Below are 20,161 nucleotides of genomic sequence, written 5' to 3' on the forward strand. Positions count from 1 at the left end.
CAATGACAAATTCAACCAAGCATTATAAGTGAAATTAATATGCTGGAAGGTATCGATCTGAGAACATTGCGAGCGTTTGTTACCGTGGGGCGAGAAGGGAACGTCACCCGCGCCGCCGAGCACCTGCACGTCACGCAGCCTGCGGTGACGCTTCAGTTGAAACGCTTGGCCGCTGACACCGGGCTAACCCTGTTCCGGCGGACCTCGACAGGTTTGGAGTTGACACAGGAAGGTGCACTGTTGGCGGCAAAGGCCGAGCAAGTGCTGGCGGCGCTGACGGAGTTTGGCCAGACAGCCGGGCGTTTATCGACCGGCGTCCGGGGAAAATTGCGGATCGGTACGATCATCGATCCGGAGTTCACACGATTAGGGGCGTTTCTGAAAGCACTTATCGAAAACGGGCCAGGTATCGAGACAACGCTGCGTCATGGCATGAGCGGCGATGTGCCGGAGAGGCTGAAGCGAAACGAACTCGACGCCGGTTTCTATCTTGGTGATCCAAGGGACTATGACCCGCCGACCGATGTTACTGGAGGGAGTACCGCGTCGCTTTTCCACTCTCGCGCACTTGCGCAATTGACCTATTGCGTTGTCGCTCCGCCATCGCTCGCCAGCTTTGTTCGAGGGGCCAACTGGTTACAGCTTGCCTCCCTCCCCTGGATCGGCACGCCACCCGCATCGGTCCATAACCGGATGCTGGCACGGCTGTTCACCAATCTTGGCGTTCGCCAACAGATTGTCGCCCAGGTGGACCAGGAAGCGTCAATGATTGCCATGACACGCACAGGGATAGGGCTGAGCCTTTGTCGGGAATCGATTGCCCTGCATGAACAGCAGTCTCATGGACTGGTCATCGCTGATAATGTGAAGCTCTCGACGACCTTAAGTTTCCTCTGCCTGGAAGCGCGTATCAGCGATCCGTCGATCGTCGCTGCATTTGACGCAGTCAAACGAGTTTGGGTTCAGTAAACCGACTTAGCGGTGAAGCTCTTGATGGGAATCGAACCGCCATCCCACATTTCCGGTGACAGAGAAATCCAAAGCGGCGATCGCCAAAGTCACAATTTAGCTTCTGCAATGAAATGGTTGAAGATCAGCGGCATCGCACCGCAGAGAGGCGCCATCTGGCCGCAGAAGGCTGTCGGATATGTCCCGGATTTAATAGTATCTGTTCCAGCGTGAGAATTAGGCGTCCGTACGGCGTATTCGTTCTAATTCCTTGCAGTTTCATCTAAAATCTCGTCTGTTATACAAATTCGATCTTTTGTCAGCATTGTTAATCCGCAACCGAATGGACGCGCTTCTTTGGGAAACGACCGCCGCAAGACATCCAAAATAGATGCGCCGACGTATTCTCCGGGCTACGTGGTTGCAGTTGCGGACATCTTGCCGTTGGCTCGTGTTCACGGGCCAGTGAAGTGACTGCAAGGCTGACCGACATCTTTCTGAGCAAACGCAGATCGCTCATCTGGAGCGTCATGCGGATCGTTCGCGATCCACAAACGGCAGAGGATGTAGCGCAGGAGACATATGTCCGCGCCAGAAAGGCGATCGAAAACGGCCCGATCGAGCACATCGAGGCGTTCCTCTATCAAACGGCCCGCAACCTCGCTATCAACCACAAGCGGCACCAGGACATGCGCGGCAGCGTGGAACGCAACGACCTGTACGACACCGATGTCGAGAATATCGCTTCGCCATTGCCGTCTCAGGAAGCCGATTTGATTCATCGCCAACGGCTGGAACTCCTCACTGAAGCGATTGCGAAACTACCGCAGCGTGCACAGACTGTCTGGATGCTGAGCCGCATTGAGAAATGGTCGTATCCGCGGATCGCCGAACACCTCGGCGTGTCACCCAATACGGTTTTCAATGATCTGAAGCTCGCCCATGCCCATTGCCTCGACGCCCTGGAAAAAATCGACCGTGGCTGAATTCGTCTCATTACCCGGCTGCTTACCAATGGGAACGGGTAGCGCTGCCAGATCGCCTCCGGCGAAGAGGATTTTTGGGAGATTCCGGTTTGTGAAGTGTCTCAGGAATAAGGCGGCCCGATCTGGCGACTGCCGGATAGGGATGGGCTGAGTGGAACGCGACACGCATAGGCGCGAGAATGAAGAGCAGCAATTCGTGCATCCGGATCCAGCAATGGACGCTGCACTGAACTGGCTATTCACGCTGCAAGCCTCGCCCGACGATGCCAACCTTCGCGCTAGGTTAGACGACTGGCTGCGGGCTGATCCTTCGCATTCGCGAGCCTTCGATCTCGCCGTCGGCACATGGGGACTTCCCGAAATGGACATGGTGGCCAACGAGATCGCAGCCCGATCCGAACACGCAATTGCTTTGCGCGAGGCCATTGATCTTCGCCAAACCGGACCAAGGCGAAGACTGTTGCCCAGGATCGCGATGGCGGCAGCGGCGGCGGTGCTTCTGGCCATAGGCATTCAGCAATATCCGGACGTCATGCTGCGCTGGCGGGCTGACTATGCGACGCCCACAGGTCCGCATGAAGAGGTCTCGCTGCCCGACGGATCACGGATGATCCTGAACACCGCATCGGCTGTGTCAGTGAATTTCCAAGGGGCGAAGCGTTCGGTGACCCTTCTTAGGGGCGAAGCATATTTCGATGTGGTCCATGACGCAGCCCGGCCGTTTACGGTGGCGGCCAGTTTCTCGGAAGTGGAAGTCAAAGGCACGGCGTTTTCAGTCCGCACCGACAATGCGGAAGACACAGTGGTGTTGGAAAGGGGCCATATCGATGTTTCGCTTCTCCAGAACCGCAAAGATATGGCATCGCTCGAACCGGGGGAAAGCATCACTGCCTCCTTCAATAATCTGTCTGTTGTCAGGAAGTCAGACACCTCGACCTCTCTTGCATGGCTTCAGGGACGGCTCGTCTTCACGGACCAACCGTTCGGTCAGGTTCTGGATGAAGTGGAAAGATATTACGGCCAGTCAATACTGGTGGCGAATGCCAGACTCTCAAGCGTGAGGGTTAATGGTAGCTACCGCCTCGATAATCCCGAGCGGGTCATCCACTCTCTGGCCACCGCTGCTGGCGCGACTGTGACACGGCTTCCAGGCGGGATAATAATCCTTCATTGAATAATCAACTTTTTTTGTGAGATTTACCCAGCCCGATTGTCAGGTGTGTATGGGCCGAAAAAGCATAATGCGTGTCGGCCCTTGGATCAGGATTAAGAGGGACGACCATGGGGCTGATTGCGCGGGCTAAAGCAAGGGATGAAACTGGCAGGAACGGGCCGCTTTGCGGCAGGCGCCATCTGACAGCCCTGCTTGTCACATCGAGTGTTCTTGGTGGTGTAAGTGTCATGCTTCCCACGGTCGCCAAAGCGCAGCAGCAGATCACCGGGCAATCCGTCAGCTTCAATATCCCGTCACAGCCCCTTTCGTCGGCGATCAATGCATTCATCCGCGCAAGCGGCTGGGAAGTCGGCTTTGCGTCACAAGCGGTTGCCGGAAAGCAATCATCGTCAGTCAAGGGCTCCATGACACCAGCCCAAGCACTGCAAGTTATGTTGACCGGTACCGGCGTCGGCGCCCGGATCTCCGGCCCATCGACGGCTGCCCTGGTAACGGCGCCGGTGACCGGCAGCGCGATCACGACTGACGGCTCAACCGTCCTGCAAACAATTACCGTCGCTGGCGAGGGTATCGATTCTTGGGAAGCCCCGCCCAGCTATGCAGGCGGCCAGGTCGCATCGGGTGCAAAGCTCGGCATGTTGGGCAATACGAGCATCATGGATGCACCCTTTAATGTGGCCAGCTACACGTCGAAGACGATCCAGGATCAGCAGGCTGTTACCATCGCCGATGTGGTGGCCAATGATCCCTCCGTCCGGGTCTATACAAGTGGCATGGGATCGTCCGCAGGTGTCGGTGACAGTTTTTACATTCGCGGCTTTTCAGTTGGCACATATAGCGTCCTGATCGACGGCTACGGCGGCATTGCACCCGACCGCATCATTCCAGTCGAAACCATGGAAAGCGTCGAAATCCTCAAGGGGCCGAATGCCCTTCTCAACGGATATTCCCAGTATGGATCTCTTGGAGGATCGATAAACGTCGTCCCGAAAAGGGCCACCGATGAGCCCGTTACACGCGTTACGACAAGTTACGCGTCGGACAGCCAGTTCGGAACCCACCTCGATTTCGGTCGACGGTTCGGCGAAAACGAGGAATGGGGTGTCCGGGTCAACGGCATCTTTCGAGGCGGCAATACTGCAATCGACGGGCAATCCGCTCAGCTCGGCGTCGGCACCATCGCACTGGACTATCGTGGCGATGACTTCAGGGCCAGTCTCGACGCTGGCTATGTCGATCAGCAAACGGATGTACCGACCGGCGCTGCCGGCTTCGGATTTACTTCCGACATACGCAATCCTGCTGCAACTGATCTGAGCAAGCAGATCTATCAGGGTTGGGAATATTCCAACACCAGGAGTACCTATGTGCTTGGAAAATTCGAATATGACCTGAATCCGTCATGGACCATCTATGGCGGCGCTGGCTACCGGGGCTATTCTCAGGAATCTCTCTCCACCGACATCTTCGTCAACGACGCCTTGGGCAATGCTACGGCGACAGCATATTACAGCCCGATCCACGGACATTCAGCCTCTGCTCAGACCGGGATCAGAGGCGAATTCGACACCGGCCCGATCAGCCACAAGTTCAACCTGAACGGTTCCTATCTTTTTCAGGCGCTCAATCAGCAAAGCAATTATTACCGCTTCGCGGCATTCGATACGAACATATACAACGCGCCGACCGTCGCCCGCCCCTCGACCGCGGGTTTCAGCGATAGTCCGCCGAGATACTGGAACGTCAACGCTCCGGCCGTGACGCTTGCCGACACCATATCATTCCTGGATGATCATGTGCTGTTGACCGCAGGCGTGCGCTACCAGCAGATCGGTGTCGATGTGTTCAATCCGGATGGCAGTACGTCTCAGGCATATGACAGGCACGCGCTGACACCAGCATTCGGCCTGGTCGTGAAGCCCGTAGACAACCTTTCCATCTATGCCAACTATATCGAGGGTCTCCAGCAGGGACCGACGGCCTGGGCCGGGACATCGAACGCGGGCCAGATCTTCCCTCCCATCCTGACGCAGCAATTCGAAGCCGGGGTCAAATATGATTTCGGGACGTTCACCGCGACCGCCAGTGTCTTTCAGATTGCCAAGCCGGGCAGCAGCATCACCACCGATGCCTTCGGCAACTCGGTGTTCACCGTCAATGGAGAGCAACGGAACCGCGGCGTCGAGCTCAACGTCTTCGGCGAGGCCACAGAAAATCTGCGCCTGCTGGGCGGCATTGCCTATACGCAAGGCACGCTGACCAAGACGGATGATGGCTTCTATGACGGAAATACCGCTATCGGCGTGCCCCGCTGGCAATCCAATCTGGGCATCGAGTGGGATCCGCAGTTCGCGGAAGGCCTGACGCTGTCCGGCCGAATGATATCGACCAGTTCCCAATTCATCGATCAGGCTAACACCCAGAAACTGTCAGGTTGGACCAGGTTCGATATCGGCGCTCAGTATAAGACGAAGTCATTTGGCAATCCGCTCGTCTTGCGCGCGTCGGTGGAGAACGTGTTCGACAAAAACTACTGGGCCGGGGTAGACGGCGGGTGGGCAACGACGGGCACGCCCCGCACTTTCAAACTGTCGGCGACTGTGGATTTCTAAACATGAGAGTGGGGCCAACCGTCCTTCGACCGACACGCCGACATGTGCTGCAAGCCGGTATCACTACCGGTTTGAGCCTCATGCCCGGCTTTCGAGGGAGCACTGCGCGAGCAATGCCCTCCCATCCCCTTGTCGTGCTGGATTTCGCCCACGCGCAGTCGCTTGTGGCCCTTGGCGTCGAGACGTTCGGCATGGCGGAGCGCTGGCGCTATGAACAGTATGTCGAGGAGCCCCGCCTTCCAGCCTCGGTTTTCGACATTGGTACATTGCACCAACCAAACCTTGAGCTTCTGGCTAGGGTCCAACCTCAGCGGATCATTCATTCGCAGGAGTGGCCAACCGATATCGAACAGCTCGCGCGGATCACGTCCTTGACGGAGCTATCTATCTATACCGGCACACGTGCGCCTCTCGATCGTGCACGGCAATCATTCTTGCAAATCGCGGAGATCGCCGATGTCACGCAGCGCGCGGCAGATTATATGGCCAGCTTCGAAGATCACATGAATGCCTGCCGCTCCCGTCTAAGACCATTCGAAGGCAAAAGAGTGATGGAGCTATGGGCAGCGACGCCGCGCGACTTCTGGACGCTTGGTACTGCCAGCCTCGTACACGATGTCCAAGAGCATCTGGGGCTGAGAAATGCTGTACAGGAGAGCGGCGACACCTGGGGTTGGCTGCCGGTGACAATGCGAGATCTCGGCGCGCTGGACGACACGATCATCATCCATTTCGGCCCGGTGCCTGCCCCGTTAAGCAACAACCCGCTCTGGAACAGTTTCGGCTTCGTTCGACGCCGGCAACTCGTCGTCCTACCCCGCAGCTGGCTGTTCGGCGGACTTCCCGAAGCGGATAGAATTGCCCGGCTCCTCACGCAGGCATTGGAGGGACGACATCATCTCTCCGCAAACTGAAACGCGACGCAAACGGCGCTTTATCTTTTCCTTTCCATTGTTATGTATTCCCGGAGCCTTGGCCGCCCTTCTGAGCCTCTATCACATTTGGCTGGACATTCCTCTGTCAGCATGGTGGCAAGCGCTACTAGCGCCGGATTTCGAAATTCCTGGCCAGATGATCGTGCATTTCATCACCCTTCCGCGCATAGCCGCAAGCCTGCTGGCCGGCGCATCCTTGTCGCTCTCCGGCCTGATTTTCCAGCAAGTCCTGCGCAATCCACTGGCCGAGCCGTCGACAACCGGTGTGTCGGCGGGAGCGGCACTCGCCCTGAAAGCTTCGGCCTTGCTCGCTCCTTCGTTGGCCCTGCCGCCTGTGCCGGTTGCATGCGCAGGCGCGGCTGCGGCTATGTGCCTGACGCTTGCGCTGGCATCGCGCAACCTCGCCTCACCGCTGCGGCTGATCCTGGCGGGCCTTGTCGTCGGCCTGTTCTGTGGCGGGATCAATTCCGTGCTGGCGCTGTTCTTCCACGAAGAACTGCGGAGCGTCTTTCTCTGGAATACCGGCTCGCTGCTCAATCTCGGTTGGGACGCGTCAGCCTACGTGGCACCTGTGCTGCTGATATGCGCTTTACTGGCCGTTCTGATGATCCGTCCGCTGGAATTGCTTGCACTGGAAGAGCATGGCGGCCGCAGTCTGGGCGTACCGGTGGTCACGGTTCGGTTAACCGGATTGCTGCTTGCGGTCGTGCTGGCTTCCGTCACCATCGCTGCGGTGGGCGTGATCGGGTTTGTTGGCATAGCGGCGCCGACAATCGCACGGCTCGCAGGTGCCAGGACATTCAGGCAACGGGTGGTCGCGACGCCCCTCCTGGGGAGCATTCTTCTCTGGCTCGCCGATCAGATCACGCAGATCAATCCACTGTCAGACAACGAACTGCCGACCGGTGTCTTGACGGCCATATTCGGCGGCGCCCTCCTGCTCTGGATGCTGCCGCGCCTCCGTGGCGCGAGCCTTGGCGACGCTGGCGTCTCCCTTGCAAGGCGCAACGTCACCAAGGCTCCGTGCATCGCATTCGCGTTATGGGCCGTCCTGCTGGTCATTATAATATGGGCGTCGCTTTTATCCGCGCAGAGCCTTGAAGGCTGGTTCTGGCAGGGTTTTTCCGATGGAAATGCCGCTTTTGAATGGCGCTGGCCTCGTGTCGCTGCCTCCGCAATTGCAGGAGCGATGCTCGCTGTGGCGGGCGCTATCATCCAGAGGGTCACCGGAAACGCGATGGCCAGTCCGGAAATTCTCGGGATAAGTTCTGGCGCTGGTCTGGGAGTAGCCTTGTTATTTCTGTTTGATCCAGCTTCGGGCCATGCGCTGAAAGTGTCTGCAGCCAGCGGCGGAGCCTTCCTGACCCTGGCCCTGAGCTTCGCGCTCGCCAGAAATGCATCGGCGTCCCCGGAACGGATGTTGCTGACTGGCGTAGCCCTTGCGACAGTGTTCGGCGCGCTATTGTCAGCCATCACGGTGCGATTTGATCCGCGAGTTGCCAGCCTGCTGTCATGGCTTGCCGGCTCAACCTATTCGGTCACGATTTTCGACATCCTCGCCCTTGCAAGCGTCGCCCTTGGCGTGACAGCGATCCTCCCTCTTACCCTGCGCTGGCTTGAGATATTGCCGTTGGGAGACGTGACGGCGCGCCAGATCGGGGTCAATGTTGGTGCAAGTCGCCTAGCGCTGCTGCTCATTGCATCGCTGCTTACCGGAACAGCAGTACTGACCATGGGGCCTTTGAGTTTCGTCGGTTTGATAGCACCTCATCTCGCCAGGATGACCGGCGGCAGAACCATACTTTCTCAACTCATTATCTCGGCGATTCTCGGAGCAATCGTCATGGTTTCAGCTGACTGGCTTGGCCGAAATCTCCTGTTTCCGTATGAGATACCCGCTGGCACGCTGGCTGCACTCGTCGGTACACCCTACTTTTTCTGGCTGATGTGGCACAAATCGCAATAGCGGTTGGCGTGTCACCGAATGAGCTCTCGCCCTGAACCAGTCTGAACCGATGACCCGGTCATACTGGTCAGACTTTGCCCTGCTACGTGAAGTCGATCGGGCGGTAGACTCTTCATCTCTTTTGCGGCGGCGCAATACTTTCTCGCGAATTTGGAAGGTGGGGCCAATGGCCCGAACGGGTTGCTTCGCTGTCAAGCGGCGTAAATCACCGGTGACGGACAAGGCTCGACGTCTCCTAGAGAAATACCAATCCTGTCCCGCCGACGCTCATCGTGATGACAACGATCCAGGAACACCCAGACGGTCAGGTAGCGTTCAAACGTAGACATCGACTTCACCCTATTATTGTCTTGGCAAGCAGTGTGGCAGATGCCGGACATAGGCTTGCTGCCTGGCGGGTCTGCAGAATGGCGGCGGGTGCAGCCGCGCGATCAATCTGGGCGAACCCGAGGTGCTCGAAAAAAGATGTCGCCGAGTCCGTCAGAAGATAGACGGTGCGGACGCCATGACCCATCGCTTGGTCAAGCACGAGATTGGTTACGGCTACGCCGTAGCCGCGCCCGCGATGTTCCGGAACCACGACCACCGAGCGCAGGAGGGCGTGCTGACCATAAATCTCAAGACCGCCGAAACCTACCTTGCGGCCGTGATCGCTCAGCCGGAAGAAGCTGCGTCCGCTTTCCGTGAGATCGTCGGTCGGCAGACTGGCAGCTTGCAGGGCCGCCAAAAGGTCGCCATTGGTTCCGGCGACCGGCTGCAGATCCAGCCGCCAGCTCACGCGACATCGCTCCGGCGGTTGGTTGAACCTTCCATCGCACCGATGGTGCGCAGCTGGGTTTCCAGAGCCAGCTTGTCGATCGACGAAAGGGGCAGGCTCAAAAACGCGGTGATGCGGTTCTTGAGGAACCGGGCGGCCCGGGAGAACGCTTGGCCCTTTTCGATGAGCGAGCCTTCGACCGCGGCCGGATCCTCGACCCCCCAATGGGCGGTCATCGGGTGGCCGATCCAGACCGGACAAGCCTCGCCGGCGGCGTTGTCGCAGACCGTGAAGATGAAATCCATGTGCGGCGCGCCGGGTTCGGCAAAGACGTCCCAGCTTTTGGAACTGAAGCCACTGCTTTCGTAGCCGAGGCCGCGCAGCGTATCGAGCGCCAGCGGGTGAACCTCACCCTTTGGTTGACTACCGGCGGAATAGGCTTTGAACCGGCCCCTGCCCTCGCCATTGAGAATGGATTCCGCCAGGATCGAGCGGGCGGAATTCCCGGTGCAGAGGAACAGGACGTTGTAAATACGATCGGTCATTGCAGCTTCTCCATGGCTGGTGCGCAGCAGGCGGCGACCTCTGCCGCTGGTGCGCAGATTTCGGGATGGCCGGCGCAGCAGTCTTCCATCAGGAAGCGGACCAGGGCACCGAGGCCGTCATAGTTGGCGGTGTAGATCATCGAACGGGCCTCGCGCTTCTGATTGATCAGACCAGCGCGCTCCAGCTCTTTCAGGTGAAACGAGACGTTTGATGGTGAAACCTCAGCCTTCTCGGCAACGGCGCCGGCGGCCATGCCATCAGGTCCTGCGACCACGAGCATGCGCACGATATGCAGCCGGGTTTCCTGCGACAGCGCTGCAAATGAGAAGAGGGCTTGACGTTCTTTCATATTTCTACAATCCTTGAATTATTGAATTGTGAGTAGCCGAAATGAATGCAATCGACAAGTCCCTTTTGGAACTGGACATCAGCCTGGGCCGGCTGCTGGGCACCATCGACGCTGCTGGCGATGTGCAGCTGGTCTTTTCCTACGACGGCCGGCCGGTGAAACCCGGCTACCATGTGACCGAGGTGAAAGTGGGCCAGTTCGCCGCACTTGACTGCGGCGCCAACCCGGAAGTCTGGTCGGAAATCTTCGTGCAGCTGTGGGACATTGAGGAAGGCGACCGCACACATATGCCAGCGGCCAAGTTCGCGGCAATCATCCGCAAAGTCTCCGAGCATGTGCAACTGGATGGATCAGCGAAACTGACCTTTGAGGTAAGCGATGGGACCCGGCCAATGCAGCTCTACTGCGCATCGATGCCAAGGCTTCGGGATGGCGCACTGCATGTTGAACTTGCGCCGCGTCCGGCAAGCTGCAAACCGCGCGATCGTTGGCTAGAACAGGAGACCCGGAAGACAACACAGGCATGTTGCGGAGCGAGCGCCGCCCAAAACACCTGCTGCGGATAAAGTCGCAGCACACCTTGCGTCCGTATAATGACAGGTCCGCAGCGCTACAGGAGAAAGGATGCCGACAGGAGCTTTGCCGGTATTGCGGCGTCGTCCGCATCGGTAACGAGAAGCAGTTCCAGCGTCTCATTCTTCGTCTGAGCGCTGACGCCTTCCACCTTGTATGGCTGTTCAAGCTGGTGCAGCGAGAGCAACCGCCCATCTTTGTTAGCGATCCCGACCGCGGCCCCTACGCAATGGCCGTCAACATATGCGTCGGCAGTATCTTCCGCCACGGCACAAAACACAACGTCGCCACTGGGCAGAGCCGCCGCATCCGTGAAGCAGAGTGGAACGCCCTCGATCATACCAAGATCCACCCTCGTGATGGAGGATGGCGCAATGGCAGCGTTATACGGACCTCTCAAAACCTCGAGAACAGGTAGCAGCGGATAGTGGATAATCGCGTTTTCGATATGTTTCTTGTTGCCTCGCTGAAATAGCAACAGCTGATCGCCAACCACGGCTGCTCCCTCGATATTGAGATCAGCGAACGCCTGATGAAGCGGACCAAGCAGCGGCCCCATATCGATTTGCTCCGGTGAACCGCTCAGCGCACCTTGTGGATCAAGGCCAAGGAGAACACCGCGGCCGCGGTTTGGACGCGATGCCGACCCCAGTGCCAGTAAAGCGCCATCCGAAAAGCTCTCGAAAGCTGGAATGAACACGATCGCCTCCAGGTCCGGCTTTTGGCGCTTTCGATCGGCCTTGATGATAGGCAGGTCGCCCGAAAACAGGCGGACCAGTTGACCCGGTCCGTTGTCACGCGTGGAAAACACCCCGAGGTGATGTTCGTCATCCCCGACGACATAGAAGTGTGACCCGACGCAGACCAGACCGCTTCCGGCGCTGATATAAGACAACTGCGTGTCACATCTCCCTGGAGAGACGTCGAGTTCTCGAAGTTCGGTCGTAACAATCATCGATCCTTGCTATCACCGTGAACGTCGGGGTTCTACCGGCTGAGACGCGAAATTGTCTACGCCTTGAAGGGTTGCGTACCGTCGACCCATGAGACGGATCAGCTAAGCGCCTGACAACATCGGTAGTTTCGCTGCGCGCTGTGGACCGTCCTCACTGTGGCAGCCCGGCGGGTCGCGACCATGAAAAGTTTGCGCATTATCTCGCGGTCGCGGGTTGACATACGACAGCCAAGCGGAAACGACCATCTCGTCGACGGCAACATTGCGTCCCCGGGCGATGCGGGCGGAAATCTGTAAGTGCATCGACACGCCAAAACTGTTCGCTCGCGTGTTTCCCAAAGTCTAACCAGCCGCTATCGGATCATCAATATCTTGGCTCTGGAAATGGTCGATCAGAAAGCGGCCGGCCGGTCCTGGAGGTGTGTCCGTTCTATAAACAGCCTGAAGGCGGTAAGGACCGCCCTTGCAGTCCGGAAGATCAAGCTGCACCAGACGCCCTGCCTCAATATCGTCTCTTACCATAGGTTCGGGCATGTTGCCCCAACCAATGCCTTCTTTTAGCAGCATGTGCTTGGCGCCAAGGTCAGCGAGCCGCCAAGTATGGTTCCCGACAACAGCGAACTCGTGTCCTTGGGTAAGAGGCGATCTGTCGGTCAGGACCAACTGGATATGTCCTCGGGCCGCGCCCGGTGGATGAGATCCCCCAGCTAAGGGATGATCCGGTGAAGCGACGGGGATGAGTTTGACAAAGCCCACACCGATGCGCTCGAGGCCCGCAATCTCAACATCGAGGGGGCCACTGATGCCGATCGCTGCCGTACGGTTGAGAACAATCTGGGTGACGGCACCCAAAGCTTCGACATAAAGCCGAAGGGAAACGCTCGGGAATTCCTTCCGAAACGCCTTCAGCGCATCCATCACGCGTGCCGCCGGTAGCATGACGTCAAGTGCCAGGTGCACCTCCGGCTCTACACCACGAAGCATACTTTTTACCTTGGCCCGAAGATTGTCTATGCCATGGGCCACGCTCTTGGCCTCGGCAAGGACCGTTCTTCCTTCCAAAGTTAGCTGCGGCTTCTTCGTCGAAAGCCGATCGAAGAGCGTGACCCCCAACTGCGCTTCCAGGTTGGCGATTGTGTAGCTGATCACAGAAGTAGCACGGTTGAGCTTCCTGGAAGCAGCCGCGAAGCTGCCTGTCTCTACAACTGTAATGAACACTTTGAGCTGATCCAGGGTCGGTTGGCCGGGGTCTGACATTTCTAATTCCTCGAACGTTTTCGCCGAAATTATCTGAGTTTTCCGAAACGTCCAGTGGGCCTACCTTCAATCCATCGAATTCAACCGCCGGAGCTGACAATGTCCTATTTGTCGAACGCTGACATCGAGCAGGTTATCCTGCCCTCGACCCGTGATCTCGGAGGCTTCTCCGTTCGCCGGGCGCTGCCTGCGGCCATGCGCCAAATGGTCGGGCCATTCATATTCCTCGACAGTTTCGGACCCGTGCGGTTCGGTGCTGGTGAGGGAATTGATACCCGCCCTCACCCACATATCGGCCTTTCAACACTCACTTACCTTCTCGAAGGTGAGCTGCTGCATCGTGACAGCGAAAGCTACGTCCAGTCGATCAGCCCCGGGGAAGTCAATCTGATGGTCGCGGGCTCTGGCATTGTCCATTCTGAGCGGACGCCCGACCATATCCGCAAAGAAGGAGGAAAACTCACAGGCCTGCAGAGCTGGATCGCTCTTCCCAAACAATCGGAAGAGACTGCACCGCTCTTTCAGCACCTCGGCGCCCATGAACTGCCGACGATCAATGGTGAGGGCATCGATATGAAGCTTCTCGCCGGCACCCTGCACGGACGGCGCTCACCTGCCAGTACCTTCTCTGACCTCTTTTCTGCAGAAATCCAGCTTCAGGCTGGAGCACGCTACAGGATCGACGGTGAGCATATCGAGCGAGCGATCTTCGTCGTCAGCGGTACGATCGAGATCATCGGGCAGGACGGAACCTACGGCCCGGATTGTCTTATCGTGTTCAAGCCCGGCGCGGAGATCGTGGTGAAGGCGAACGAGCCAGCCCGGTTTCTCGCCTTCGGAGGCGAGCCGCTTCCTGAAAAGCGGTTCATCCGCTGGAATTTCGTGGCCACGGACCAGGAGCGTATTCGCCATGCGGCAAACCTGTGGCGCGAACGGCAATTTCCCGGCGTGCCGGGCGACGACGAATTTACTCCCCTACCAGACAACTTCAACTGAAACCCAATCAAGGAGAACTACTATGACGACCTATGCAATCATCGGTTCTGGTGCGATCGGCTCGGCACTTGCTGAGCGCTTCCACGCTGCAGGAGTTGAAGCCGTTATCGCCAACACACGCGGTCCGGGCTCGCTTCAATCTTTTACCGAAAAGTTCGGCAGCACGGTGAAGGCTGTCGAACTCGATCAGGCTCTTCAATCCGACGTTGTTATTCTGGCCGTGCCTTATGACGCTGTACCGGAAGTCGCCAGCAAAAATGCAGCTTGGGATGGCCGTACCATCGTCGACGCGACGAACGCTATTGACTTTCCTGCTTTCAAACCACGTGACCTTGGTGACCGGCTGTCTTCGGAAATCGTCTCCGATCTCTTCCCTGGCGCTCAGCTCGTGAAAGCGTTCAACACTCTCCCGGCCGCCGTATTGGCTGCCAATCCGGTAAAAGCGGGCGGAAAGCGCGTTCTCTTTCTGTCGGGTAATTTTCCAGAGGCCAGCAAGAAGGTAGCAGACCTGATCGCTCGTCTGGGCTTTGCGCCGTCTGACCTTGGCACTTTCAAAGCCTCCGGTTCAATTCAACATTTTGGGCAGGCGCTGGTCGCGCTCAACCTGCTGAAGGACTGAGAGGCCAAATCGATCGATAAAATCGAACGTAATGCGCCAAATTATACAGATTCTATTGAATGATGAAAAAGCAGATGTTGTCTCCATCCAATTCAGCCATCCCAACGGAGCAAAGCGAATGACCAAGGTACTCGTCCTCTACTACTCGTCCTACGGCCACATCGAGACGATGGCAGGCTCGATCGCAGAAGGCGCGCGACGCGCCGGCGCCGAAGTAACAATCAAGCGTGTCCCGGAAACTGTTCCGCTCGAAATCGCCGAAAAGGCTCATTTCAAAATCAACCAGGAAGCCCCGATTGCGACAGTCGCCGAACTGGCGGATTATGATGCGATTATCGTCGGTAGCGGCACGCGTTTCGGCCGCATGTCGTCGCAGATGGCGGCGTTCCTCGATCAGGCCGGTGGCCTGTGGGCTCGTGGCGCTCTGAACGGCAAGGTGGGCGCTGCGTTCGCATCGACCGGCACACAGCACGGCGGTCAGGAAACCACCCTGTTCTCGATCATCACCAACCTCATGCACTTTGGCATGATCATCGTCGGCCTGCCCTATAGCCATCAGGGCCAGATGAGCAGTGAAGAAATTGTTGGCGGCGCCCCTTATGGGGCAACGACAGTTGCCGGTGGCGACGGGTCGCGCCAGCCTTCGCAGATCGATCTCGCCGGTGCCTTGCATCAGGGCGAGATCGTCGCCCGCACTGCGGCCGCTCTTGTCGCTGCGCGCAACTAAACCCGCCTAACTCAATCTTAAAATCCAGCTCCAACCAGACCAGCCGATTGCGATCGGCTGGCAAGGAGAAGTCATGTCCTCGCTTTTCTTAAACAAGGTCGTCGCGGTCACCGGCGCAGGCTCTGGGATCGGTCGGGCAATAGCACTTGGGCTCGCTCGCGACGGCGCGACAGTGCATCTGGCTGATCGCGATGCCGAGGGTCTCGCCCAAACGGCAGAGCTCATTCGAGCCGAAGATGGCCGGGCGTTCACAACCGAGCTCGATGTCGCGAGCGAGCTCCAGCTCGTCGGATGGATCGAACAGATCGATGCCGCATCCGGTCGGCTCGACGCAGCCTTCAACAATGCCGGGATAACCGGCCCTGCAAAGCGGATTGAAGATTACCGATTGGAAGACTTTCAGCAGGTCATCGCAGTCAATCTGCAGAGCGTCTTTCTCGGGATGAAATACCAGATCCCTCTGATTAAGCGCAATGGTGGTGGATCTATCGTGAACACGGCTTCCGTCGCCGCTTTGACGGGACCGGGAGGCATGAGTGCCTATGCTGCTTCCAAGCACGGGGTGCAGGGCCTGACCCGGGTCGTCGCGATGGAGAATGCAGCGCACGGCATCCGCGTCAACGCGATCGCGCCTGGCTGGACTGAAACGCCCATGGTCGCGGCAAACAGCCGGCAGAACCCGGCTTTTGCGGCACTCGCCCAGAACGCCATTCCTGCCAAACGCGGCGGCAAGCCGGAGGAAATCGCGGCCGCGGCAATCTGGCTTGCCTCCGACGCCGCCTCCTATGTCACCGGACACATGCTGACCGTCGACGGCGGCATGACCATCGGTGGTTTTGAACTCTGACAGCGAACCTCGAAAGGAAAATCCCATGTCAGACCAACCTGAAGCATTGAAAGCAATCGTCCGCCGCAACACGCTCGAGGTGCAGTCCGGCGGCAACTTCGAGCTTTTCGACGAGCTTTTCGCCGACGATTTTCTGGACCACACACCGCAGCCAGGCGGCACGCCAGATAAGCAAGGAGCGCGTCGCCTTTATCACGCGCTGCGCGAAGCCTTCCCGGACTTCCGCGCGGAAATTCACTGGCAAGCGGTCGACGGCGACATCGTGACGACTTTCAAGACCTATCACGGCACCCACCGGGGCGTCGTTCTTGGGATCGCGCCAACGGGCCGCCAGATCAAGTTCGAAACTGTCGATGCCATGCGCATTCGCAACGACCAGATCGTAGAACACTGGGGTGTCGCCAACCTCTATTATCTTCTGCAGCAACTCGACGCCCTGCCCTCCTCGGCCCCCAAAGTGCCGGAACATTAAGGATCACCACAATGAGCAACAGTAACATTCTCGAAGGCAAGGTCGTGATCGTAACCGGCGCATCGAGCGGCATTGGGCGTGCAATCGCCATCCGGGCTGCCGAACATGGCGCCAAAGCAGTTATCGTCTCGGACGTGGTGGAAGCACCGCGCGAAGGCGGTGAACCGACTGCCTCCGAGATCAGAAAACTTGGGGCCAAATCCGTTTTCGTGAAAGCAGACGTCAGCCGCAAGGTTGACAACGACGCCCTCGTTGCGGCGGCAGCGGAACTCGGCGGCGTCGATGTCATGGTCGCAAATGCAGGCATTACGCTGAAGACAGACGGGGCGGAGGTTCCGGAAGACGATTACCGCCGCCTGATGTCTGTCAATCTCGATGGCCCGCTGTTTGGCGCGCAGGCAGCTGCGCGCCAGATGAAGGCGCTCAACAAGCAGGGCAGCATTGTCCTCATGGCAAGCATGGGCGGGATCTCTGGCGCCGGCATCACGGTTGCTTATTCGACGAGCAAAGGCGGTGTTGTGCTGATGGCCAAATCATTGGCCGATGCTCTTGGCCCCGACGGTATCCGCGTCAATGCAGTCGCACCCGGCACCATCGACACAGAGCTTCTTCGCACCAGCCCCGGCATCGCACAGGCCTCCGAGGGCTTTCGCCAGAGGACGCCGCTTCGCCGGCTTGGCAAACCGGCAGAAGTCGGAGATGCTGTCGCCTTCCTTGGCTCGGACCTGTCGAGCTATGTGTCGGGCACTGCGCTCCTCGTGGATGGAGGGCTGCTCTCCGTTATATGATTTCTTGACCCTCCAGTCGGACCCGCGCCCTTAAAAGCGCGGGTTTTCTATGTTTGAAGAATATCTTTGTCGTCTAAACCGTGTGCGGAAAACGCATCTATCTCTGAACGAGAGGCGCTGCCGAGATCGGGTCCAGGACAGAAGCGGTTCGTCATCTCGCTTAAACGAGCACGCGCAACAGAGACTTCAGATCTGCCTGACTTGAGAGCCCGGTTTTTTGAAAGATGGACTTTAATTTTTGGCGGCTGGTTTCATACGAGATGCGATTAGCCGCGGCCGCCTCTGCCAGCATAAGGCCTGCCGACAACGATCTGCATAGACGCAGTTCAGAAAGCGTCAGGCCATAGGCCTTGATCAGGATTTCCTCATCTGGGTGTTCGTTATGCGGCGTCAATTGGTGAATTTGGACTAGGAATTGATCACGGCTTGGCATCAGCCCTGTTTCAAACGTCGCAGGAATTTGATTTACCATCACAATCCATTGCGACTCTTTAGCTTGCAACAGCTTCTTGGCAGTGAACTGTGCCTGTCGGCTTCTGAGGGAGTATACAAAAGCGGTCGTGAACGGCGAACTAGCGAAGTAAACGTTATGGTGCCGACAACCGACTGGAAAGTCATGGGAGAAGGCGGCAACAGCTAGGTGATTGGCTTCAATTAGCCTCATACGATCATCGATAATGAAAGCAATTGACCTTTCCCGGCTCACCAACGCCGACCTCGCCGCGGTCTTGCTGGTTATTTCTTTCAAGTAGTCAGCAATTTGCATCGCGTTGATTAGCGAGCTCCGAGCACTCTCCATCACCAACTCAAGCGTTGACGAATATTCGCCCGACAGCCTCTCGGAAAAATGGACTGGCAGGTAAATAACTTGATCGTCGCTCGCCTGGAGGCGCAGGCCAACGGCGGCGTCGAAATCCCCGACTGCCCTCATCCAGTCGTTATAGAACTCACTATCATGATAACGGCGAGCTGGGTCATCTCTTTCTGCGACGAGGATCGCTCCGTTCTTGGCATATTGCCAGAACCGCCGCCATGGATTGACGTAAGAGTAGTGCGTAAGGAACGATTCGAGATGCCTTTGGTCGAGACCGTCCGCCACGGCAAAACTAACTTCAGGCGTGGTAAAATCCTGGTTGAGTAAAGCCGCGTAGGATCCCGGGAAGGCCTCTGTAAACGATGAGCAGACATCCCGCCAAGAACCGCGGCCTGTTGCTGCAACAAATATAGCTGATGACACTTGCTCTGATGCATTCCGAGTTCTGTCCTTTGGCAACATCTTGTCTCCAGTTTATCAAAAAGGAAAACGAACGATTGTCTTTGCCACTCAACCCCCTCCCAATTGGGACTGTTCGGAATTGCTTCGCTATCGCTACAATTCCCTCATTTCTGACAGGAGGAAATTAAATGATAATTCGAAAAATCGCTGTGACAATTACTATTCTATGCAGCTCGTTTGGTGCGTCCTTTGCAGACAAGCTGCCGAAGGACGCGGTTAAGCTGACGCCGCAAGAGGTCACGGATCTGTACTCGGGGTTTTCATCTAACTGGTCACGCAGCAATGCTTACTTTTCACCGGACGGGGCTTACTTTCTTGTAGGCAAGAACGGAAACTTTGTCGGGGAAGGGAAATGGTCGGTCAGCGACAATCAGGTCTGCGCTGATTTCACAGTGAAGGGCGTCAAGGACGGAGGCTCCAAAAAGGCGCGGGATTGCTGGGCGTGGTATAAGCAGGGCGATAAACACTGGACGTTCTGGAACGGGGAAAAAGACAAGCGAAACGGCTTCTACACCGGAGAGAAAAACAAGTTGTCAAAGGGTGATAAGGTAACTGACAAATTTCGAAAGCTTGTGGCATCACAATAAAGCTATAGCAGCGTTATGGTGCATCAGCACTCGTGAAGGCCGGAGCGTCGAAGTAAAGAAGGCGTTCGTGACCTACGAGCGTCGTTCCTCGTAAGATACTTCACGGATCGTGCCGAAATCGCGATAACTGGCTATGAAAGGTCGCCGTGCACCTCCTCTGGCATAAGTTGGCGACACGGGGAAGCGTTCGATTTTTTCGACGATAGAGTGCGATATTATCCAGCTTTTTCGTTCGCTTGGATGATGGCAATTTCTCCTCACGACGCAGCCACCGTGGCTACGCCCCAAACTTAAGGAGAACGTCCATGTCTTATTCCGAAGCAATCGCCCAGCGCGTTGAAACTCTCTCCCATTCGGCCCTCATCAACGGCGTCACGCCTCTCACCGGCCGTGTCCTGCTGGCGGCAATCTTCCTTCTGTCCGGTATCAGTAAGATCTCTGATCCAGCTGGGACGATCGGCTATATCAATATGGTCGGCCTGCCCTTCCCGTCGCTGTCCTACGGTGCAGCGGTCGTGACTGAGCTCCTGGGCAGCATTGCCCTGATCCTCGGTTTCCAGACTCGCATCGTCGCTCTGATCCTTGCCCTGTTTAGCGTTGCCACGGCACTGACGTTCCACAACAACCTCAGCGACCTGAACCAGTTCATCCACTTCTTCAAGAACATCGCAATGGCCGGCGGCCTGCTCCAGGTCGTGGCGTTCGGCGCGGGCCGTTTCAGCCTCGACGCCCGCCGCTAAGCGAAGCACCCGATCAAAAGAAAAGCCCAGACGATGGTCCGGGCTTCTCGT

At 57.5% G+C, this 20,161-nt stretch carries 21 protein-coding genes; 15 read left to right on the forward strand and 6 right to left on the reverse strand.

The genetic code is table 11. The features are described 5' to 3' along the window. The first annotated feature begins 39 nt into the window (after positions 1 to 39). From ACQZ6D_RS18800 to fhuB, 6 genes are all read left to right on the forward strand, one after another. Positions 40 to 969: a LysR family transcriptional regulator gene (locus tag ACQZ6D_RS18800; RefSeq protein ID WP_003518694.1), complete on the forward strand. Its 930-nt coding sequence runs from the start codon at positions 40 to 42 to the stop codon at positions 967 to 969. 449 nt (positions 970 to 1,418) lie between these two features. Continuing rightward, positions 1,419 to 1,934, forward strand: a complete 516-nt coding sequence (locus ACQZ6D_RS18805) for an RNA polymerase sigma factor (protein WP_003518695.1) — start codon at positions 1,419 to 1,421, stop codon at positions 1,932 to 1,934. A gap of 214 nt (positions 1,935 to 2,148) precedes the next feature. Further along, positions 2,149 to 3,108 (forward strand): FecR family protein, encoded by a 960-nt coding sequence (locus tag ACQZ6D_RS18810; protein ID WP_448731723.1) that lies wholly within the window; start codon positions 2,149 to 2,151, stop codon positions 3,106 to 3,108. A gap of 107 nt (positions 3,109 to 3,215) precedes the next feature. Continuing rightward, entirely contained in the window at positions 3,216 to 5,720 is a 2,505-nt protein-coding gene (locus ACQZ6D_RS18815; protein WP_448730266.1) for a TonB-dependent siderophore receptor, read from the forward strand. A gap of 113 nt (positions 5,721 to 5,833) precedes the next feature. Then, positions 5,834 to 6,634, forward strand: a complete 801-nt coding sequence (locus ACQZ6D_RS18820) for an ABC transporter substrate-binding protein (RefSeq protein WP_162696359.1) — start codon at positions 5,834 to 5,836, stop codon at positions 6,632 to 6,634. Positions 6,635 to 6,671: 37 nt separating this feature from the next. Then, positions 6,672 to 8,621 (forward strand): Fe(3+)-hydroxamate ABC transporter permease FhuB, encoded by a 1,950-nt coding sequence (gene fhuB / locus ACQZ6D_RS18825; RefSeq protein WP_035252876.1) that lies wholly within the window; start codon positions 6,672 to 6,674, stop codon positions 8,619 to 8,621. A gap of 334 nt (positions 8,622 to 8,955) precedes the next feature. Here the strand turns inward: fhuB and arsN2 are convergent, their stop codons facing one another. Genes arsN2 through ACQZ6D_RS18840 form a run of 3 tightly spaced genes read right to left on the reverse strand, consistent with a single transcriptional unit; the run spans position 8,956 to position 10,273 of the window. Next, entirely contained in the window at positions 8,956 to 9,399 is a 444-nt protein-coding gene (gene arsN2 / locus ACQZ6D_RS18830) for an arsenic resistance N-acetyltransferase ArsN2 (RefSeq protein ID WP_003518703.1), read from the reverse strand. Then, positions 9,396 to 9,923, reverse strand: a complete 528-nt coding sequence (locus ACQZ6D_RS18835) for an arsenate reductase ArsC (RefSeq protein WP_003518705.1) — start codon at positions 9,921 to 9,923, stop codon at positions 9,396 to 9,398. Before ACQZ6D_RS18835 ends, arsN2 begins: the two co-directional genes overlap by 4 nt. Next, positions 9,920 to 10,273 (reverse strand): ArsR/SmtB family transcription factor, encoded by a 354-nt coding sequence (locus tag ACQZ6D_RS18840; protein ID WP_003518708.1) that lies wholly within the window; start codon positions 10,271 to 10,273, stop codon positions 9,920 to 9,922. Before ACQZ6D_RS18840 ends, ACQZ6D_RS18835 begins: the two co-directional genes overlap by 4 nt. Before the next feature lie 41 nt (positions 10,274 to 10,314). On the opposite strand from ACQZ6D_RS18840, the gene ACQZ6D_RS18845 reads away from it, so the two are divergent. Next, entirely contained in the window at positions 10,315 to 10,839 is a 525-nt protein-coding gene (locus tag ACQZ6D_RS18845; protein ID WP_003518710.1) for a DUF6428 family protein, read from the forward strand. Between the two features lie 44 nt (positions 10,840 to 10,883). Here ACQZ6D_RS18845 and ACQZ6D_RS18850 read toward each other — a convergent pair whose 3' ends face one another. Both ACQZ6D_RS18850 and ACQZ6D_RS18855 read right to left on the reverse strand, forming a co-directional pair. Next, positions 10,884 to 11,741: a DUF6929 family protein gene (locus ACQZ6D_RS18850; protein ID WP_003518713.1), complete on the reverse strand. Its 858-nt coding sequence runs from the start codon at positions 11,739 to 11,741 to the stop codon at positions 10,884 to 10,886. A 402-nt stretch (positions 11,742 to 12,143) separates the two neighbouring features. Further along, entirely contained in the window at positions 12,144 to 13,058 is a 915-nt protein-coding gene (locus ACQZ6D_RS18855) for a LysR family transcriptional regulator (protein ID WP_003518715.1), read from the reverse strand. Between the two features lie 99 nt (positions 13,059 to 13,157). Between ACQZ6D_RS18855 and ACQZ6D_RS18860 the strand changes: the two genes are divergently transcribed. From ACQZ6D_RS18860 to ACQZ6D_RS18885, 6 genes are all read left to right on the forward strand, one after another. After that, a complete protein-coding gene (locus ACQZ6D_RS18860; protein WP_003518717.1) occupies positions 13,158 to 14,054 on the forward strand; it encodes a pirin family protein in 897 nt (298 codons plus the stop codon). A gap of 22 nt (positions 14,055 to 14,076) precedes the next feature. Further along, on the forward strand, positions 14,077 to 14,673 hold the full coding sequence (locus ACQZ6D_RS18865; RefSeq protein ID WP_003518719.1) for an NADPH-dependent F420 reductase: 597 nt from the start codon (positions 14,077 to 14,079) through the stop codon (positions 14,671 to 14,673). Between the two features lie 118 nt (positions 14,674 to 14,791). Continuing rightward, positions 14,792 to 15,400, forward strand: a complete 609-nt coding sequence (wrbA, locus tag ACQZ6D_RS18870; protein ID WP_448730265.1) for an NAD(P)H:quinone oxidoreductase — start codon at positions 14,792 to 14,794, stop codon at positions 15,398 to 15,400. A gap of 73 nt (positions 15,401 to 15,473) precedes the next feature. Next, positions 15,474 to 16,247: an SDR family NAD(P)-dependent oxidoreductase gene (locus tag ACQZ6D_RS18875; RefSeq protein WP_003518723.1), complete on the forward strand. Its 774-nt coding sequence runs from the start codon at positions 15,474 to 15,476 to the stop codon at positions 16,245 to 16,247. 25 nt (positions 16,248 to 16,272) lie between these two features. Further along, positions 16,273 to 16,719, forward strand: a complete 447-nt coding sequence (locus ACQZ6D_RS18880; protein ID WP_174007352.1) for an ester cyclase — start codon at positions 16,273 to 16,275, stop codon at positions 16,717 to 16,719. Positions 16,720 to 16,730: 11 nt separating this feature from the next. Beyond that, positions 16,731 to 17,507: an SDR family oxidoreductase gene (locus ACQZ6D_RS18885; protein ID WP_174007350.1), complete on the forward strand. Its 777-nt coding sequence runs from the start codon at positions 16,731 to 16,733 to the stop codon at positions 17,505 to 17,507. A gap of 160 nt (positions 17,508 to 17,667) precedes the next feature. Here ACQZ6D_RS18885 and ACQZ6D_RS18890 read toward each other — a convergent pair whose 3' ends face one another. Next, the gene (locus ACQZ6D_RS18890; protein ID WP_174007347.1) at positions 17,668 to 18,783 is read right to left on the reverse strand and encodes a helix-turn-helix transcriptional regulator; all 1,116 of its coding nucleotides are present in this window, start codon (positions 18,781 to 18,783) and stop codon (positions 17,668 to 17,670) included. A gap of 128 nt (positions 18,784 to 18,911) precedes the next feature. On the opposite strand from ACQZ6D_RS18890, the gene ACQZ6D_RS18895 reads away from it, so the two are divergent. Next, entirely contained in the window at positions 18,912 to 19,370 is a 459-nt protein-coding gene (locus ACQZ6D_RS18895; RefSeq protein ID WP_174007345.1) for a DUF995 domain-containing protein, read from the forward strand. A gap of 305 nt (positions 19,371 to 19,675) precedes the next feature. Beyond that, positions 19,676 to 20,110, forward strand: coding sequence for a DoxX family protein (locus ACQZ6D_RS18900; protein ID WP_003518735.1), 435 nt, complete (start codon positions 19,676 to 19,678; stop codon positions 20,108 to 20,110). The last annotated feature ends 51 nt before the right edge of the window (positions 20,111 to 20,161 follow it).

The organism is Agrobacterium sp. 22-3639C2 (genome assembly GCF_053522105.1).

Excerpts from the sequence above, each read along its gene's own strand:
- ACQZ6D_RS18800 (WP_003518694.1), top strand. The coding sequence starts at position 40 with ATGCTGGAAGGTATCGATCTGAGAACATTGCGAGCGTTTGTTACCGTG.
- ACQZ6D_RS18810 (WP_448731723.1), top strand. The coding sequence starts at position 2,149 with ATGGACGCTGCACTGAACTGGCTATTCACGCTGCAAGCCTCGCCCGAC.
- ACQZ6D_RS18815 (WP_448730266.1), top strand. The coding sequence starts at position 3,216 with ATGGGGCTGATTGCGCGGGCTAAAGCAAGGGATGAAACTGGCAGGAAC.
- ACQZ6D_RS18820 (WP_162696359.1), top strand. The coding sequence starts at position 5,834 with ATGCCCTCCCATCCCCTTGTCGTGCTGGATTTCGCCCACGCGCAGTCG.
- ACQZ6D_RS18835 (WP_003518705.1), bottom strand. The coding sequence starts at position 9,923 with ATGACCGATCGTATTTACAACGTCCTGTTCCTCTGCACCGGGAATTCC.
- ACQZ6D_RS18840 (WP_003518708.1), bottom strand. The coding sequence starts at position 10,273 with ATGAAAGAACGTCAAGCCCTCTTCTCATTTGCAGCGCTGTCGCAGGAA.
- ACQZ6D_RS18845 (WP_003518710.1), top strand. The coding sequence starts at position 10,315 with ATGAATGCAATCGACAAGTCCCTTTTGGAACTGGACATCAGCCTGGGC.
- ACQZ6D_RS18855 (WP_003518715.1), bottom strand. The coding sequence starts at position 13,058 with ATGTCAGACCCCGGCCAACCGACCCTGGATCAGCTCAAAGTGTTCATT.
- ACQZ6D_RS18860 (WP_003518717.1), top strand. The coding sequence starts at position 13,158 with ATGTCCTATTTGTCGAACGCTGACATCGAGCAGGTTATCCTGCCCTCG.
- ACQZ6D_RS18865 (WP_003518719.1), top strand. The coding sequence starts at position 14,077 with ATGACGACCTATGCAATCATCGGTTCTGGTGCGATCGGCTCGGCACTT.
- wrbA (WP_448730265.1), top strand. The coding sequence starts at position 14,792 with ATGACCAAGGTACTCGTCCTCTACTACTCGTCCTACGGCCACATCGAG.
- ACQZ6D_RS18875 (WP_003518723.1), top strand. The coding sequence starts at position 15,474 with ATGTCCTCGCTTTTCTTAAACAAGGTCGTCGCGGTCACCGGCGCAGGC.
- ACQZ6D_RS18880 (WP_174007352.1), top strand. The coding sequence starts at position 16,273 with ATGTCAGACCAACCTGAAGCATTGAAAGCAATCGTCCGCCGCAACACG.
- ACQZ6D_RS18885 (WP_174007350.1), top strand. The coding sequence starts at position 16,731 with ATGAGCAACAGTAACATTCTCGAAGGCAAGGTCGTGATCGTAACCGGC.
- ACQZ6D_RS18890 (WP_174007347.1), bottom strand. The coding sequence starts at position 18,783 with ATGTTGCCAAAGGACAGAACTCGGAATGCATCAGAGCAAGTGTCATCA.
- ACQZ6D_RS18895 (WP_174007345.1), top strand. The coding sequence starts at position 18,912 with ATGATAATTCGAAAAATCGCTGTGACAATTACTATTCTATGCAGCTCG.
- ACQZ6D_RS18900 (WP_003518735.1), top strand. The coding sequence starts at position 19,676 with ATGTCTTATTCCGAAGCAATCGCCCAGCGCGTTGAAACTCTCTCCCAT.